At 52.5% G+C, this 15,719-nt stretch carries 11 protein-coding genes; 9 read left to right on the plus strand and 2 right to left on the minus strand.

What is annotated here, in order from left to right; all coding sequences use genetic code 11:
- Position 1: 1 nt before the first annotated feature.
- Positions 2-1,852: a MutS-related protein gene (locus CLV60_RS27990; protein ID WP_106598706.1), complete on the plus strand. Its 1,851-nt coding sequence runs from the start codon at positions 2-4 to the stop codon at positions 1,850-1,852.
- A gap of 6 nt (positions 1,853-1,858) precedes the next feature.
- Here the strand turns inward: CLV60_RS27990 and CLV60_RS27995 are convergent, their stop codons facing one another.
- On the minus strand, positions 1,859-2,731 hold the full coding sequence (locus CLV60_RS27995) for an NmrA family NAD(P)-binding protein (protein ID WP_106598761.1): 873 nt from the start codon (positions 2,729-2,731) through the stop codon (positions 1,859-1,861).
- A 195-nt stretch (positions 2,732-2,926) separates the two neighbouring features.
- On the opposite strand from CLV60_RS27995, the gene CLV60_RS28000 reads away from it, so the two are divergent.
- From CLV60_RS28000 to CLV60_RS34365, 6 genes are all read left to right on the plus strand, one after another.
- Positions 2,927-5,062, plus strand: a complete 2,136-nt coding sequence (locus CLV60_RS28000) for a xanthine dehydrogenase family protein molybdopterin-binding subunit (protein ID WP_106598707.1) — start codon at positions 2,927-2,929, stop codon at positions 5,060-5,062.
- A gap of 11 nt (positions 5,063-5,073) precedes the next feature.
- Positions 5,074-6,165, plus strand: coding sequence for a sensor histidine kinase (locus CLV60_RS28005; RefSeq protein WP_106598708.1), 1,092 nt, complete (start codon positions 5,074-5,076; stop codon positions 6,163-6,165).
- 281 nt (positions 6,166-6,446) lie between these two features.
- On the plus strand, positions 6,447-9,605 hold the full coding sequence (locus tag CLV60_RS28010) for a TonB-dependent receptor (protein ID WP_106598709.1): 3,159 nt from the start codon (positions 6,447-6,449) through the stop codon (positions 9,603-9,605).
- A gap of 85 nt (positions 9,606-9,690) precedes the next feature.
- Entirely contained in the window at positions 9,691-11,040 is a 1,350-nt protein-coding gene (locus tag CLV60_RS28015) for an alkaline phosphatase family protein (protein ID WP_229211160.1), read from the plus strand.
- A 156-nt stretch (positions 11,041-11,196) separates the two neighbouring features.
- Positions 11,197-11,979 (plus strand): TspO-related membrane protein, encoded by a 783-nt coding sequence (locus tag CLV60_RS28020; protein WP_106598710.1) that lies wholly within the window; start codon positions 11,197-11,199, stop codon positions 11,977-11,979.
- Positions 11,933-12,109: a hypothetical protein gene (locus CLV60_RS34365; RefSeq protein WP_170118880.1), complete on the plus strand. Its 177-nt coding sequence runs from the start codon at positions 11,933-11,935 to the stop codon at positions 12,107-12,109. The genes CLV60_RS28020 and CLV60_RS34365 overlap by 47 nt, the downstream gene beginning before the upstream one ends.
- Here the strand turns inward: CLV60_RS34365 and CLV60_RS28025 are convergent.
- Entirely contained in the window at positions 12,106-13,521 is a 1,416-nt protein-coding gene (locus CLV60_RS28025; protein ID WP_106598711.1) for a DUF4932 domain-containing protein, read from the minus strand. The two genes, CLV60_RS34365 and CLV60_RS28025, sit on opposite strands and share 4 nt — an antisense overlap.
- Positions 13,522-14,033: 512 nt before the next feature.
- Between CLV60_RS28025 and CLV60_RS28030 the strand changes: the two genes are divergently transcribed.
- Together CLV60_RS28030 and CLV60_RS28035 are read left to right on the plus strand one after the other, a co-directional pair.
- Positions 14,034-14,456, plus strand: a complete 423-nt coding sequence (locus CLV60_RS28030; RefSeq protein ID WP_106598712.1) for a hypothetical protein — start codon at positions 14,034-14,036, stop codon at positions 14,454-14,456.
- Positions 14,457-14,612: 156 nt separating this feature from the next.
- A complete protein-coding gene (locus CLV60_RS28035) occupies positions 14,613-15,698 on the plus strand; it encodes an efflux RND transporter periplasmic adaptor subunit (protein ID WP_106598713.1) in 1,086 nt (361 codons plus the stop codon).
- Positions 15,699-15,719: the final 21 nt, after the last annotated feature.

The raw sequence follows: 15,719 nt of genomic DNA on the forward strand, positions 1-15,719 counted from the left end.
CATGAAAGAAATATATCAAGACAAAGTACAGGCCTATAAACTATCGGCAGCAAGCTTCTTACCGGAGCTCAACAGCCTTTCCTACACCCGGTTGACCATCTTCCTGATGACGGGTATCCTGATCATGCTGTTTGCTGCCTCCGGCTGGATCATTCCGGTTGTCCTCACAGCCGCTATCGGTGCCACATGGTTCGCTTTTACGCTGCGCCGGTATAACCTCCTAACCGCTGACAAAAAGCGCGTTGAGTTTTTACTTCAGATCAACGAGGCCGAACTCCTGCGGATGCACAACGACCTTTCCACATTTCCGACCGGAGCGCAATTTCTGAGCCGCCGACACGATTACGCGGCTGATCTCGACGTTTTCGGGCATCACGCGCTGTTTCAGTTACTCAACCGCACCACCACCGGGTCGGGAGAACGACTGCTGGCCGACTGGCTCTCTGCTCCCGCCGACCGCCAAACGATCACCGGCCGGCAGGCAGCCGTCCGTGAGCTCGCGGATAAGCTCGACTGGCGGCAGAAGTTTCAGGCTTCGGGTATGCCATTTCATTCCACCAACAGCGACCATGATCTGCTCCTGAAATGGATCGAAGAAGCACCTCAATTTTTGCCATCACGCAAGAGACTGCTAACGACCAGCCTGTCGCTTGCGGTTGTGTCCAGCCTAGCGTTGGGCTGGTTCCTGTATCATTTCCTCTTTCATCTCCGCGACCTGACGGGCATTCATTTACTCCCACTCATTGGAATAGCGATCATCAACGCTATTTATCTTCGGAAATTCAGACATGCTGCGGAGGACATTATCGTGAGCACGCAGCGAAATATGGGTATTATCGGAGCCTACCAATCGCTCATAAAAACCGCTGAAAAGCAACAATTTGAAACAAAGGAGTTAAATGATTTGCAAGCCGCTTTTGGCCAAACGGGCACGAAGGCTTCTGCCGAAATCGGCACATTGAAAAGGATACTGGAAATGTTTCAGCAAAAAGGGACCCGCAATACCATCGGCAAGAACGCTTTTTACGGGATGCTCAATAACCTCTGGCTGATCGACGTTCACCTGATCCTGAAAACGGAAGAATGGAAGTCACGGAACCGTGCGCAGATTGGCCCATGGATCGCGGCGGTCAGCGAACTGGAAGCGCTCGCCAGCATCGCGGGGTTCGCCTGTTCCAATCCGCAATACGTTTTCCCGGAAATCACTACCGAACCCTATCTGATTGATTTCAAAACAGTTGGACACCCTTTGTTAAAGCAGGAAAAGCGGATCAGCAACGACTTTACCATGCATGGCCGGGGCGCTACGACGATGATCACGGGCTCGAATATGGCCGGTAAAAGCACCTTTCTGAGAACGGTGGGCATTAACCTCGTGCTCGCGTTCATGGGCGCGCCCTGCTGCGCGTCGTACGCACGGGTATCACCCCTGCGCGTATTCACGAGCATGCGTACACAGGATAACCTCGAAGAATCTGTATCGTCGTTCTATGCCGAGCTGCAACGGATCGAGCAATTGCTGAAACTCGTCGGCGAAGGCGAACCTATTTTCTTCCTGCTCGACGAGATGTTCAAAGGTACCAACTCCCAAGACCGCTTCCGAGGCGGGGTATCGTTGATCCGCCAGTTGAGCGAGCTCAATGCATTTGGCATGATTTCCACCCACGACCTGGATCTGGCACAACTCACCAAAGACCTGGCGATAGGTAATTTCAGCTTCAACAGCACGATCCGGGACGGACAGATTTCATTCGACTATCGACTCACACCCGGTATTTGTACCGATTTCAACGCCAGCGAACTCATGAAGCGCAGCGGGATACGGATATTGTCGGATATCGGTTCGCTCTGAAAACCGTCAGACTTTTTTAACGGCTTCTTCCAGGTATGCTTCCAACGTGGTGTTCCCCTGCGCGCGGACTGTTCCTTTACCGTCGGGCTTCGACTTCCCGCTGATGACCGCCTCCGTCATTTCGACGAAGTTGCGTACGCCATCTTTCGAAAAACCGATCGAATCCAATGTTTTGTCCCAATCCTTCCGCGGTATTTGCTGCGCCTTGACTTCTTTGCCCAATACTTCGCTGAATGCTTTCGCCACATCGGCAGAGCTGTACGCTGCCGGTCCGTAGAGCTCGTAGATTGTCATATCGCTGTCCCCGTCGGCCAGTACCTCCGCGGCAAAATGGCCCACATCCGAAGGGCATATCATCGGGATTTTCAGATCGACCGGGAAGAAAGTAGGTAGTACACCGTTTTTTTCCGCCGGTTCGAGATAGTTGAGCCAGTTGCTGAAATAGTATGCCGGCCTGATGAATACCCGCGAAACGCCGATGCCATCGAATGCATGTTCGAGCATGTACGACATAACCAGGTTGCCCGTGCCTTCGCGATGCTGCGCGCCCATCGACGACAGCCCCACGACCTTTTTTATACCGTCTGCAACCAATGCCGCGCGATAGTTGGTCAGGATGTCGTTGGTATCCCCGAGGACATTTTTTTCCCGGCCCGTTTCAGGAGTTAATGCAAAAAGTGTCTCGCCGTCGCGCAGGGCTGCTTTTAATGCAGGCAGGTTATGTGCGTCGGCGATGGTAGTGTCCGCTCCGCGCGATTTCAGCGCCTCTGCCTTCTCTTCATTCCTTACGACTCCCTTCACGGGTGCTCCCAGTTCGAGAAGCCGGTCTACAACTGCCGAACCTACCCGGCCCGACGCGCCCAAAATAATATGTGCCATGATTTCAGAGTTTGTGATGAATAAAAAATCTGTGTTTACATCAAAAATCAAACCAGAGGCCATTGCCGCGACGGTTGGTCGCAGACTTCATCCGTAAACTGCATTTGATCCCTTCTCATCAACGGGTTGTCAAAACAATTTTCCTGCCAAAATTTTGCTCCATTCTTTTGCAGCAGAACATTTGTGGTATGCTGTATGGACCGCCGTGATTTTATGCAAACAGCCGCGCTGGCAACCGGCGGCCTCTTACTTTCCTTTTTCGTGCCTTCGAGATCCGCTGCGGCGGCATTGCCGACAACCGGCTTCTCCCCGAATGCATTGCTCCGGATCGACTCCGACGATACCGTCCGCATTATCCTGAACAAGGTCGAAATGGGCCAGGGAATATGGACGACCCTCGCCATGCTCATCGCCGAAGAGCTGGATTGCGACTGGACGCGCATCCGCGTGGAGCACCGTGTGATCGAAGGAACACACCTGGACGAAAGCATGTGGGTACTCTCCACCGGCGGCTCCGACACCATCAAATCCGAGTTTGACCGCTACCGCACCACAGGTGCCATCGCACGTACGATGCTCGTGCAGGCAGCCGCCCAACGCCTGGGCATTACCCCGGCGCAATGCTCCACCGCCGAAGGTTACGTGCAGGCAGGAACAGCCCGGTTAAGCTACGGCTCCCTGGCCGCCGATGCCGCCCGGCTACCTATTCCCAAAGTCAAGCTCCGCAGCCGCAACGAATGGAAACTGATCGGTGGGCCTATCCGGAAGCTCGACATCCCTGATAAAGTGAATGGAAAGGCCCAATATGGCATTGATATCCAATTCCCAGGCCTGCTTACCGCCGTGCTCGAACGCTGCCCGGTGTTTGGCGGGAAGGTCAAGTCTTATGATGCGTCGGAAGCGCTGCGCATTCCGGGCGTCCGGAAGGTAGTGCAGGTACCGGAAGGCATCGCCGTCGTGGCCGACCACACCTGGGCGGCGATGCAGGGTCGAAAAGCGCTGCGTGTTGAATGGGATACCCGAGGTAACCGCAATCCCGATACCACGCAACTATTTACACAATACCGTGAAGCCGCCGGGCAACCCGGTAAGGTAGCGCAAGCCAAAGGAAATGTGGCGAGCGCGTGGCAGCGGGCCCAATCAATCTACGAACAGGAATTCTGCTTCCCGTTTCTGGCCCATTCCCCGATGGAAACCCTCAACTGTACGGTAAAACTGTCGGCAGACAAATGCGAAATATGGACGGCTACCCAATCCAATGCGCTGCACCGGCAGGAAGTCGCCAGGGCATTGGGGTTCAGAGACGAGCAGGTAACGCTTTACACGCCTGCTATGGGCGGTAGTTTCGGGCGGCGGGGCTCGTTCGGAAACGACTGGGTGATGGAGGCCGTGCATATTGCCCGCGCGAGCGGCAAGGCCGTTAAACTGATCTGGACGCGGGAAGACGATATCCGTGGCGGCTATTACCGGCCGGTGTATTTGCATAAGGTCAAAGTAGGGACGGATGCGGCCGGAATGCCCCTGGCCTGGCAACACGATGTCGTCGGGCAGTCGCTTTTTGTGAATACGGTTCTTGAAAAAGACATCGCACCCGCCGGGCTCGATTACAGCACGATCGACGGTGTCAACGGCTCCCCCTACATTGCCCGGTGTCCCGATCATTCCATTGCGCTGCACACGACGGCCAACAACGTCCCCGTGCTGGCCTGGCGCTCGGTCGGGAACACGCATACGGCTTTTGTGATGGAAACGGTTATCGATGAGCTGGCTTTTCAAGCCGGCATCGACGCCGTCGAATACCGCAAAAGACTATTGACCGGCCATCCCAGGCATTTGGCCGCATTAACCACTGCTGCCCACCAGGCGGGCTGGGGCGAGACGCCTTCCAACGGACTTCCGGCAGGACATTTCCGGGGCGTGGCGGTTCATGAGGCAATGGGCAGCGTGGTGGCACAGGTGGTGGAAATATCTTATTCCAACCAGAACCTGAAAGTACACCGGGTCGTATGCGCCATTGCATGCGGCTTCGCTGTAAACCCGGACGGCGTAAAGGCCCAGATGGAAGGCGGCATTATTTACGGGCTCACGGCGGCATTGTTCGGAGAAATCGCCATTGAAAACGGTGCTATCCGGCAAAGCAATTTCCACGATTACCGAATCCTGCGGATGGACGAGGCACCCGTTATTGAGGTACATATTGTTGAAGACGATGGCAAAATGGGTGGTGCCGGCGAGCCCGGTGTGGCGCCCATTGCGCCGGCGCTAGCGAATGCGTTCTTCGCAGCTACCGGCAAGCGCGTCAGAAAGTTGCCTTTGCTTGCCAATATTTGATAAATTAGGGTATGCAAAAGGCCATTTCGAAACTGTACCACATCCCTTTCTGGCTCGCTTATCATTATTTGTGGTGGGTGGTGGCGATGGGCAACCCATGGAAAGCCGCGCATAGCATTCTCTTTTCACCGTATGCAGTCAAGTTTGCGTTTTACGTGGTACTGCAAGCTGTTGCGGTGTATTTCAATTTGTACTACCTCATTCCAAAATACCTGGAAAAAGGGCGGCTCAAATCCTATATCGGCTACCTGGGCATTACCTTGCTGGCTACGGCACTGGCTATTGTTTCGGGCTATTATGTGAGCGCCTGGCTGGCGCATCAGTCAGTAGAAGCGCTGTTTGGGAGGGATACCAATTGCTTCTTCTATTTTTTCGGCGAAGCAATGCCGTCGACGCTGGCAAGTACCACGTTGGCAATGAGCATTAAACTCACCAAAAACTGGATCCGTACCGAACGGCGGAAACAGCTGCTGGAAAAGGAGAAACTCGAAACTGAATTGCGTTTTTTGAAATACCAGTTCAACCCGCATTTCCTGTTCAACAGCATTAATTCAATTTTTTTCCTCATTCACAAAAATCCCGACGCTGCCTCGTCGTCGCTGGCGAAGTTCTCGGAATTGCTGCGGCATCATTTGTATGAGTGCAACGACGAGCTCGTGCCGCTAGATAAGGAAATTGCCTATCTCCACAACTTTATCGCGCTCGAAAAACTACGCCAGAACAGCGGCGTAACCGTCGTCACCGAGATTCCGGATGAACTGCCTCCCGATGCGGGCATTGCGCCGTTTATTTTAATGACTTTTGTTGAAAATGCTTTCAAACACGTTTCGAAAGACCGCAATAGCAGGATCGAAATCCGCCTGCAAATACAAACAAACATGCTTGAATTGGCAGTTTCCAACAGCTCTTCTCCCGAGGCGACAAGGCAGGCCGTGCATTACGGCGGCATTGGTCTCAAAAATGTACAGCGTCGCCTCGCGCTCATTTATCCCGGCCTTCACAACCTCGCTTACGGGCATCACGATGGCGTATTTCAAGTAAACCTCCGCGTGGAACTGTCTCCACTGCATACGATTTCTGCTACTCAGTCAGCCTTCCAATAGTACTTTATTTTAATTTACTTTCATTTAAAATACTTTCATTTTCTTTCGCAATGTTAACCCAACCGTAACGTGTCGTTAACGGACTGATAACATTGCCGACCTACTTTTGTGGCGGATTTAGCGGTCAAACTTCCCCTCTCTATACGTATACGATCAAGCGGCAGTACCCATAACTGCGAACCGAAACACATCCTATTTCCGGGTTACGATGCCGTAGCTTCGGAGGCAGCGCCTATGCAATGCATTTGAACGAAGTACCAATAACCAAACGAACAAAAAAAATGATGAAATTAATTACTGCATGTCTCGGACTATGCGCATTCCTCCTGCTTTGGGGACCCGAAACGCGGGCACAGGGGAATGAGGCATCCATTATCGGGAAGGTCAGCGAAGGACAAGCCGGGCCGGTCGTCGGCGCTACGGTTTACGTCAAGAACGAATCGACCGGTTTCAGCACAGGGACCGTTACCGATGCGAACGGTGATTACATTATCAAGCAATTGCCCCTTGGTTCGCCCTACTCCATCACGGTTTCGTTTATCGGTTATGGTGAGCAAAAAAAGACCGGGTATTCACTCAACCAGGGCGATCAGCTGCGCCTGAACTTTGCGCTGGAAGCCTCTGCGAACGAGCTCAAAGCCATTGATATCGTAGCCAACTCACTGAAAAACACGGTAGTGACGTTGGGCGCATCCACCCCCGTTACCGCCCGCGACATTGCACGGCTTCCGGTAAACGGCCGTAACTTCACCTCGCTCATGGATCTGTCGCCGCTGACCAACGGCAGCAGCCTCGGCGGCCAGCTTGCCTCTTCAACCAACTACACCATCGACGGAATGACCTCGCGCGGTACCATTGCCGGCGGCGGTACTTCGGGTGCCTATTCAATCTCGATGGAAGCGATCCGCGAGTTTAAGGTGGTGACCAATGAATATGATGTGACCATGGGCCGCGCGGGTGGCGGTACCATCAGCACCGTAACCAAAGCCGGTACCAACCAGCTGTCCGGTAGCGCGTTCACGTATATGCGTAACGACGCGCTTTCCAGCAAGTACGACCTTCGCGGAAACAAGAGAACGCAGGAGTTTTCGACTTACCAGTACGGATTTTCACTCGGCGGCCCGATCATTAAAGATAAGGCGCATTTCTTTGTGGCATGGGACCACCAGGCCGATTCCCGTCCGCTTTACATCGCGAATATCCTCAGCCCTGCCGACGAGGCGGCCAACAAGGTTACCAATGCAACGCTGGAACGTTTCGTAGGCATCGCCCGTGACAAATACGGTGTTTCGAACGACCCGCAATACGGTGCATTTGACAAAGCCAAAGGTACCGACGCGATTTTTGCGCGCGTCGACTGGCAGTTGAATGCGAAAAATCTCCTGACGATCCGCAACAACATGGTGATCGAGAATGACGCGCTTTCGGAAGGCGATAACTCGAATATCAACTTCTACGAATCGTACATCGACCGTAAGAAATTCGACAACAGCCTCATGGCCTCGCTCCGTACGAGTTTGAACCCACGCGTGACGAATGAGCTGAAAGTGCAGCATTTCTATGAGGATGTACAGGTGCTTCCTAGCTCGCAGCTTCCTGCCGCAGGTATCCCGCGCGCGATTGTAGAAAACGTAGAATCCGTTGCCGGCAACGCCAATTACCTGGCCTCAATCCAGATCGGCGGACAGCGCTTTTCGCCGGAATGGTTTAAAGGAACGGTGGTGCAGGCGGTGGATAACCTGTATTACAATACCGGGAAGATCAACTTCACATTCGGTATCGACATGATGTACAACCTGATGCATTCGCGCTATGGCAGCGAAATGAACGGCCGTTTCTATTTCACGGGAATGGATAATTTCAATAACCTGAAACCTTACCGCTACGCCCGCGAAATTTACCTGAACGAAGACCAGAGCAACAAAGTGAAATCACTGAGCACCGGTTTGTATGCGCAAATGGATACCAAACTGGGCCTTGGACTGGATATGACGGCCGGTCTGCGCCTCGACAATACCGTATACCTCAACCGTGCGAATTTCAGTCAGGTAGTGTTCGATGAGCTGGGTATCAAAACCAACAACCGCATCAACACGCTTCAATTGCAGCCTCGCGTGCAGTTTACCTGGGACGTGAACGAGCAGAGCAAGGACGTGATCCGTTTCGGCGCCGGCGTTTTCGGATCGGCATTGAACCCCTATTCGATGGTGAACAATATGCTGTTCGACGGTTCCAAAGTGGCTTCGGTGGAAATCCAGGGAGCGCTTGTACCGACACCCGATTTCCCGTTGTACCGTCAGGACCCAAGCAAAGCGCCGGGTGCAGAACTATTCAATATCCCTGGCATCGAGCGCCTGATCACGATCAACACCAATGCCCCGGACGCCAAGGTTCCGGTTATTTACAAAACCAATTTCTCGTACAACCACTTTTTCAGCGACCGTCTCCGGATTGGTATCAGCGGTTATGCATCGTGGGCACGTAACAACTACATGTACATTGACCGCAACATGGTGGATGAGCCGTTCTTCCGCATCGGTGCTGAGGCCAATCGCGGCGTGTATGTTCCCGCCGAAACCATCAATGCCAGCAACGGTGCTACCAACTGGCTCAACAGCCGCCGGACCAAACAGGTGGGCCGCGTGCTCGAACTCGTGAGCGATGGCAAGAAAAACCAATACGCATTGGTCATCGACGGTACGTTCAAGTACTTCCGCGACGGGCAAATCACCGCTTCTTACACCTGGAACGATTCCAAGGACAACACTTCCTACAATGGTAACGTGGCCAACACCGCTACCCTCGACCAGATGGTGATCGACGATCCGCGTGACCTGAGCCGCATGAGCTATGCCAACAACCAGTTCCGCAATAAAATTGTGGTTTACGGTACCGCACCGAGCTTCTGGGGTATTACGCTGGGCGTTCGCTACTCGGGCATCGGCGGTACACGCTACTCGCTGGCTGTGAGCGGTAATATGAACGGCGACTTCGTTTCGTCGAACGACCTGCCTTACATTTACGACGCCAACAGCTCCGCTACACCTGAATACATCCGCACGGGCCTCAAAGCGATCCTCGATAACCCCCAGGCGGAGCAAAGCATTAAGGACTTTATCCGCCGGGATACGGGTAAAATGGCTGAGCGCAATGGCGGGGTGAACGGTTTCTACGGCGTGTTCGATGTCCGTTTGGGTAAGAAGTTCAGGATTTACAAAACACATGGTATCGAGGCTTCGATCGACGTTTTCAACTTCGCCAACCTGCTCAACAAGGATTGGGGAGTGGGTAACAACTTGGGCAAGACCAACCTGTACACGATCAAGAAATTCGATAAGGCCAAAAACGAATTCTTCTACGACGTGAACAAGGGCGCGGGTGTTTCCAGCCTCAACGGTAACCCTTACCAGATCCAGGTAGGCCTTCGCTATTCTTTCTGATTTGTTTTGCATTAATACAAAAACCGGCTCCTCACGCACATAGCCGCGCGGGGAGCCGGAAATTTAACTAACGAGCGCATTTCCTATGAAAAAACTGATCCTGCTCTTAACCCTTTCCACATTCTCCTTCAAAAGCCTTCGCGCACAGGATGCACACGTGATCCTGATCAGCATCGATGGCCTGAGACCTGAATTTTACAAAGATCCTACCTGGTCGATGGTGAACCTGCGCCAGGGAATGGAAACAGGCGCATATGCGGATGGCGTGACCGGTGTTTTCCCGACGGTCACCTACCCTTCGCACACGACCATGATCACGGGCGTGAAGCCGATCAAGCATGGCGTTTATTACAACACCCCGCCCGAGCCGCTGGAAGTGACCGGCAAATGGATCTGGGATTACAAGACCATTAAAGTACCGACTATTTTCAGCGCGGCCAAGGAAAAAGGACTCTCCACGGCGTCCGTATTCTGGCCGGTGTCTGTCGGCGGGCCGGCCAATTACAATATCCCGGAGTACTGGTATTTGCCCGAAACAAAGGGCGGCAAGCGCAACATGACCAAGGCGCTCAGCGAAAACTCGAATCCAAAAGGTTTTTATGAAGAAATCCAGCAGAATGCCACGGGCAAACTGGAAGAGATCGATTTTGACGGCGAATACCTGAGCATCGACGATAACCTCTCCCGCACGAGCGCGTACATTATCCGCAAGTACAAGCCCTCGTTCCTGGCGGTACACCTGGTGGCCGTCGATCACTTCGAACACGAGCAAGGCCGCGACGGCGACAAGGTTCGCGCTGCATTAACGAGTGTCGACCGGGGCATTAAAGCCATTCTGGAAGCCATCGACAAGGCAGGTATCCAGGAAAAAACCACGGTGATCGTCACCGGCGACCACGGGTTTGTCGATATTCACTCGTCGCTTTCACCCAACGTACTCCTCGCTAAGGCAGGCTTGTACGACCCGAAGAATCCGTCGGCCTGGAAAGCCTATTTCCACGCTTCGGGCGGCTCATCGTTCCTGCATTTGAAAGATAAGAACGACACGCAGACGCTCGAAAAGGTAAAATCGGTACTTGCGAGCCTCCCTACTGCCCAAAAAGCCATGTTCGAAGTCAAAGACCGCGCCGCACTCGACGCCGTAGGCTCCGATCCGAATGCGGCTTTGGCCCTCGCGCCGAAGCAGGGTTTTACGATCGGTAATGCAGCTACCGGCGATTTCGTGCGCGCTGCGAGCGGCGGTACCCACGGCTTCTTCCCCGATTTCAAAGAGATCCAGACAGGTTTCGTCGCATTTGGCCGTGGTATTAAAAAAGGCGCGGTAATCCCCGAAATGGGCTTGCAGGACATTGCCCCGCTGATCGCCAAGTTGCTGAGCATTGATTTCCCTTCTGCTGACGGCACCGTCTACCCGGGATTGCTCACGCAACAATAGCATTTAGGTTTGTAAGATAGATAAGAATCATTCGGAAAGGGCGTCGCAGGTGTTGCGGCGTCCTTTTTTGTTTGTGTGAGGCATGCTTTTTGATGCACAGAACTGGCGGGAAGGTCATTCTTCGCGCCACTTACACAACAAGTATCAGCAAAAACTATGAAACGGACATTGCAAGTAGCCAATATCATCGCACTCATTGTGACGATCATCGTCAACTACCTTTCCAATACCGGCATTTTCAACCACAGCACGATGGCCAGCGTTTCGGCCCGTTACCAGAATTACTTCACGCCATCAGGCTATGCATTCTCCATCTGGGGGCTCATTTACCTCATGCTCGCGGCATTTGTGATTTACCAGGCGCGCGGCATTTCCGGCAGGCGCGAGGTCCCGCCCGTGGTGGAAAAGGTCGGCTGGCTGTTTGTCATTTCCTGCGCTGCCAACTCAGCCTGGGTAATGGCCTGGCTTTATGATTTTACCGGCCTTTCGGTACTGATCATGATCGTGCTGCTTACCTCGCTATGGCTGATCATCGTCCGCACACGCATGGAAATGGATGTAATTCCCATCAAAAAAATAGCATTGACCTGGTGGCCGTTTGCCATTTACCTGGGTTGGATCTCCGTGGCCCTCATTGCGAACGTCGCGGCCTATTTCACCAAAATCGGCTGGAACGGTTTCGGACTCTCGCCGGTGGCCTGGACCGTGATCATGATCTGCGTCGCGGGCGTCGTATACCTGGGCCTCACGTGGGCGCGTAACCTGCGCGAATCGGCGATGGTCGGGGTATGGGCATTGATCGCCGTGGCTGTGGCCAACTGGGGTACTACGCCGGCGGTCGTCAATGCGGCGCTCACCGTATCGGCGGTTATCCTCATCAGCAACGGTATTCATGCCTACCGCAACCGCGGGAGGCATTTCCTGGAAGAAGCGCGGTAACGGCGCGAAGCTCCTGCTTCGTGCATACTATTCGCAGGCCTCCGGCCGGTCTGTAACGCAAGACGATGCTGCATTCCTGACCGGCCGGAGGCCTGCGAATAGTGCGTGCAAAGCAGGAGCTTCGCACTAGCGCATTGCAAACGACCGGCACCAGTCGATGACTTTCGGGTACAGATCGGATACCGGTGTGTCCGGGTTTTCCTTTTTGAGTTTCATCAGCACCGCATTGAATTCTCTGAATTTCGTGAAGCCCCGCCCTTCGACATTCAGAGCTTCACGCCTGGCAATCAGGAATTTTGCCGTCAATGCATCAAATGTATCGGTCGCGTAAAGCGAAAACAGCGCGTGCGTCATGTACTCGTTGAAAATGGATGCCGGCTTTGAATAAAAAGAAGTCTTCGCAACAGGAGCCCAAAAGTCCCTGTTTGCAAAAACACTGTCGATCTGAGCTTTGAAATTATTTGTTCTCGGGTTCACGTAGTTGTGATCTACCTCCGTGAAAATAATGCCTGCCAACACGCCGCGACGTTGTTGCTCATTCAGGTCCGCTGCCGCATTGTATAAGTTAGGCCCGTTGACAAAGAGAATCATTTCGTGGAATGACCTGCCATTCTCATCGGATCCTCCGAACTGCTGCGTGCTGTGCCTGGAATTTATGATAGGTGAAAAAATCAGCTTGGACGTATCAAACCCGCGTTGGGAGAATTGCTTACCCAGCCATCGCTGCATTCCGGCCACATCACTCCATGCGGCTTGCTGCGCGATCAGCTGGCGATAGTAGGGTAAGTTGCTTTGATAAAAAGCCCTGAAATTCGACTGTTTGGCAAAATCCGCAACCAGTCCGACATGATTGCGGAATGTATTGGAATAGGTTGAATCGTCAGAACCATACACAAGGAAATATTGCGTCGGCACCAACTTGTCTCCTTTAAACTCGTAACAGATACTATTATCTCTGAATTCATAGTAATTATTCGAGTATTCCGCCTCGCCTACATCTAATGCTTTGAAAACCGGATGCCCCAAATACGGTTTGAAATAGGCCATGACTTCGTCGTGATACTGCCCGGAGTCAACCATACCGCCCATCTTTTTTCCCGAAGGAGAGAGCATCAGCAAGATATTGGCCAGCTCAAAAGTTTCCGGAATCTCAACCAGCGCTCGTCCCCGGTTTTCGCGAATGTATGCAGGAGGAAAAGAGGCTGTCACGTTGTTAAAACGCAGTCGCAGCTTGTAGTTATGCCCAGCCAATTGCAGCGGGAAGAAGTGCTTTTCCTCGTAGGGGAAGTTGTCATTTCTTATTTGAATGGAATCATTTTCAAGGTAAACGGTCGCAGTCTTGCCAGGCGCTCCGTCCGACCCGAGATCGACAATGCCAAATTTGTTACCAGACAGCATCATCGGTGCCTTCATATGACTAAACCGGACACCCACCGCGTTCGCAGCGACTTTTAAAGTGTCTTTATGGTAAAACATCTTAGGTTGCCCGAATGCCCAGACCGGAAGCAAAACGAGTAAAAAGCAGCATCTTTTAAAGTTCATGGCGTAAGCGTTTGAAACCGAAATGTCAATGGCGCGAAGGTGTTGCTTCACAATGACGCGAAGCTTCTGCTGCGTGCCTGATATTCGCAGGCCTCCGGCCGGTCATTAAGCAAAAAACGTTGAAGTATACACGACCGGCCGGAGGCCTGCAAATAGTGCGTGCAAAGCCGGAGCTTTTGCTCCATTTCTCTAATGTAACCAATAATATAATAATTAAAAGAATATTTTATCCAAAACAATCCTTCCTCCGCACCGCGGAATCACGCGCAATAGCCATTTGAAGATTTTAATCCCTTTTTAACCTCCTTTTAACATAGAGTTAAGGATGAAGTGCGGTTTTTGTATGCGTATAAGAGGCACACACCTACGAAAAGAACAATTTATCAATCCCGCGCCATACCATCGGCGCCTAAACGAATGCTCATTTTCAAAGACTTGAAATAAAGATACCCATTAAGGCCGCTCCTGCGCGGCTTCAAATTATACAAAAGACTCAATAGCGACCCGTTAAGATGATCAAAGAATTGCTGAAATATCTCCTGCCCCTGTGCATTCTCCTGGTGGACGGATACAGCAATATGTATGCGGGCTCACAGGAACGCCAGGCTTGCCTCTCTCCCCTTCAGATTCTTGACGACTCGGTACACCCGAATCTCGTACAGGCTTTCGACGATAACGATCCCGCATTCCGTCTACCCGACAATGCCCGGAAATTCGCGGAGTTTGTACGGACCATTTCCGAAGAAAAAGAAGAAGATTCCAGCGAGTCGTTCTCCCTTAAAAAATCACCACGCGCCGGCGGCATTCTCGCGGCCGCATTTGCTTCGCGCCAGCTTTTCCCCTTTTACAGCATCGCCACGGCCCGGCCTGTACGCAGGTTTGGCTCGTTTTATTCATCCCGCCGATACCTGAGGCTTCGCGTACTCAGGATTTGATCCCGCTCAGCGGCAGGCTACCTATGGCCTGTCAATCCGGTCGTCGTGGCGCCCATCTCCCCCGGTAGCTCACGGCTGCTTTACACTGTGCCGTCAGGCACACCCATACGAACAGTAACTATCAAAAATTCAAATTAGCTAACTCCAAAAATCATCATGAAAAGAATTCTCATGCTCGTGAGCTTGGGTGCATTGTTGTATCAGACAGGCTGTACATCCAAACACGAAGAAGAAAAAGAAGAAGCGGTTAACTATTCAGTAACAAGCCCCTTACAAAAAGACACCACCATCATCAAGGAGTACGTGAGTCAGATCCGGGCCATCAGCCATATCGAGCTCCGGGCACTGGAAAGAGGTTATTTGCAAAAAATATACGTGGATGAAGGTCAGTTGGTAAAAAAGGGACAACTGATGTTCCAGATCATGCCGCTGGTGTACCAGGCTGAGCAGCAAAAAGCGCAAGCCGAAGCCAACTTCGCAGAGATCGAATACAAAAACACCAAGGCACTGGCCGACAGCAATGTAGTTTCCAAAAACGAACTCGCATTGGCCAAAGCGAAACTGGACAAAGCGAAAGCGGAACTGGGGCTGGCGGCAACGCACCTGGGCTTTACCGAGATCCGTGCGCCGTTTAATGGTATCATGGACCATTTCCAGGTGCGGTTGGGAAGTCTCGTGGATGAAGGCGACCTGCTTACTACCCTTTCGGACAACAGTGAAATGTGGGTTTACTTCAACGTTCCGGAAGCGGAATACCTGAACTACAAGTCGGGCGAAGACAATGGTAACCTCCTGAAAGTCAAACTCAAAATGGCCAACGAAAAGATCTTCGATCATACCGGAGCGGTGAAAACCATCGAGGCCGACTTCAATAACGAAACAGGTAACATCGCATTCCGGGCTACTTTCCCGAACCCCAAAGGCTTGCTGCGCCACGGCGAGACGGGTAATGTGCAAATCAGCGTACCGTTGAAAAACGCGTTGCTGATCCCGCAGAAAGCGACTTTCGAGGTTTTGGAAAAGAAATACTGCTACGTGATCGACAAGGATGGTAAAGTACAGTCACGCGAAATCACGATCGCTGCCGAATTGCCGCACATTTTCGCGGTTTCACACGGTCTTCAAAAGGACGACAAAATATTGCTGGAAGGCTTGCGCCAGGTACGCGAAAACCAGAAGATCAGCTACAAGTTCCAGAAGCCCGATTCGGTTATCTCTCACCTAAGCCTGTACGCGGAATAATCAGGTCCGAAAGCAAAAGAT

The sequence above is a fragment of the Dyadobacter jiangsuensis genome, from assembly GCF_003014695.1.
GTDB classification, from domain to species: Bacteria; Bacteroidota; Bacteroidia; order Cytophagales; family Spirosomataceae; genus Dyadobacter; species Dyadobacter jiangsuensis.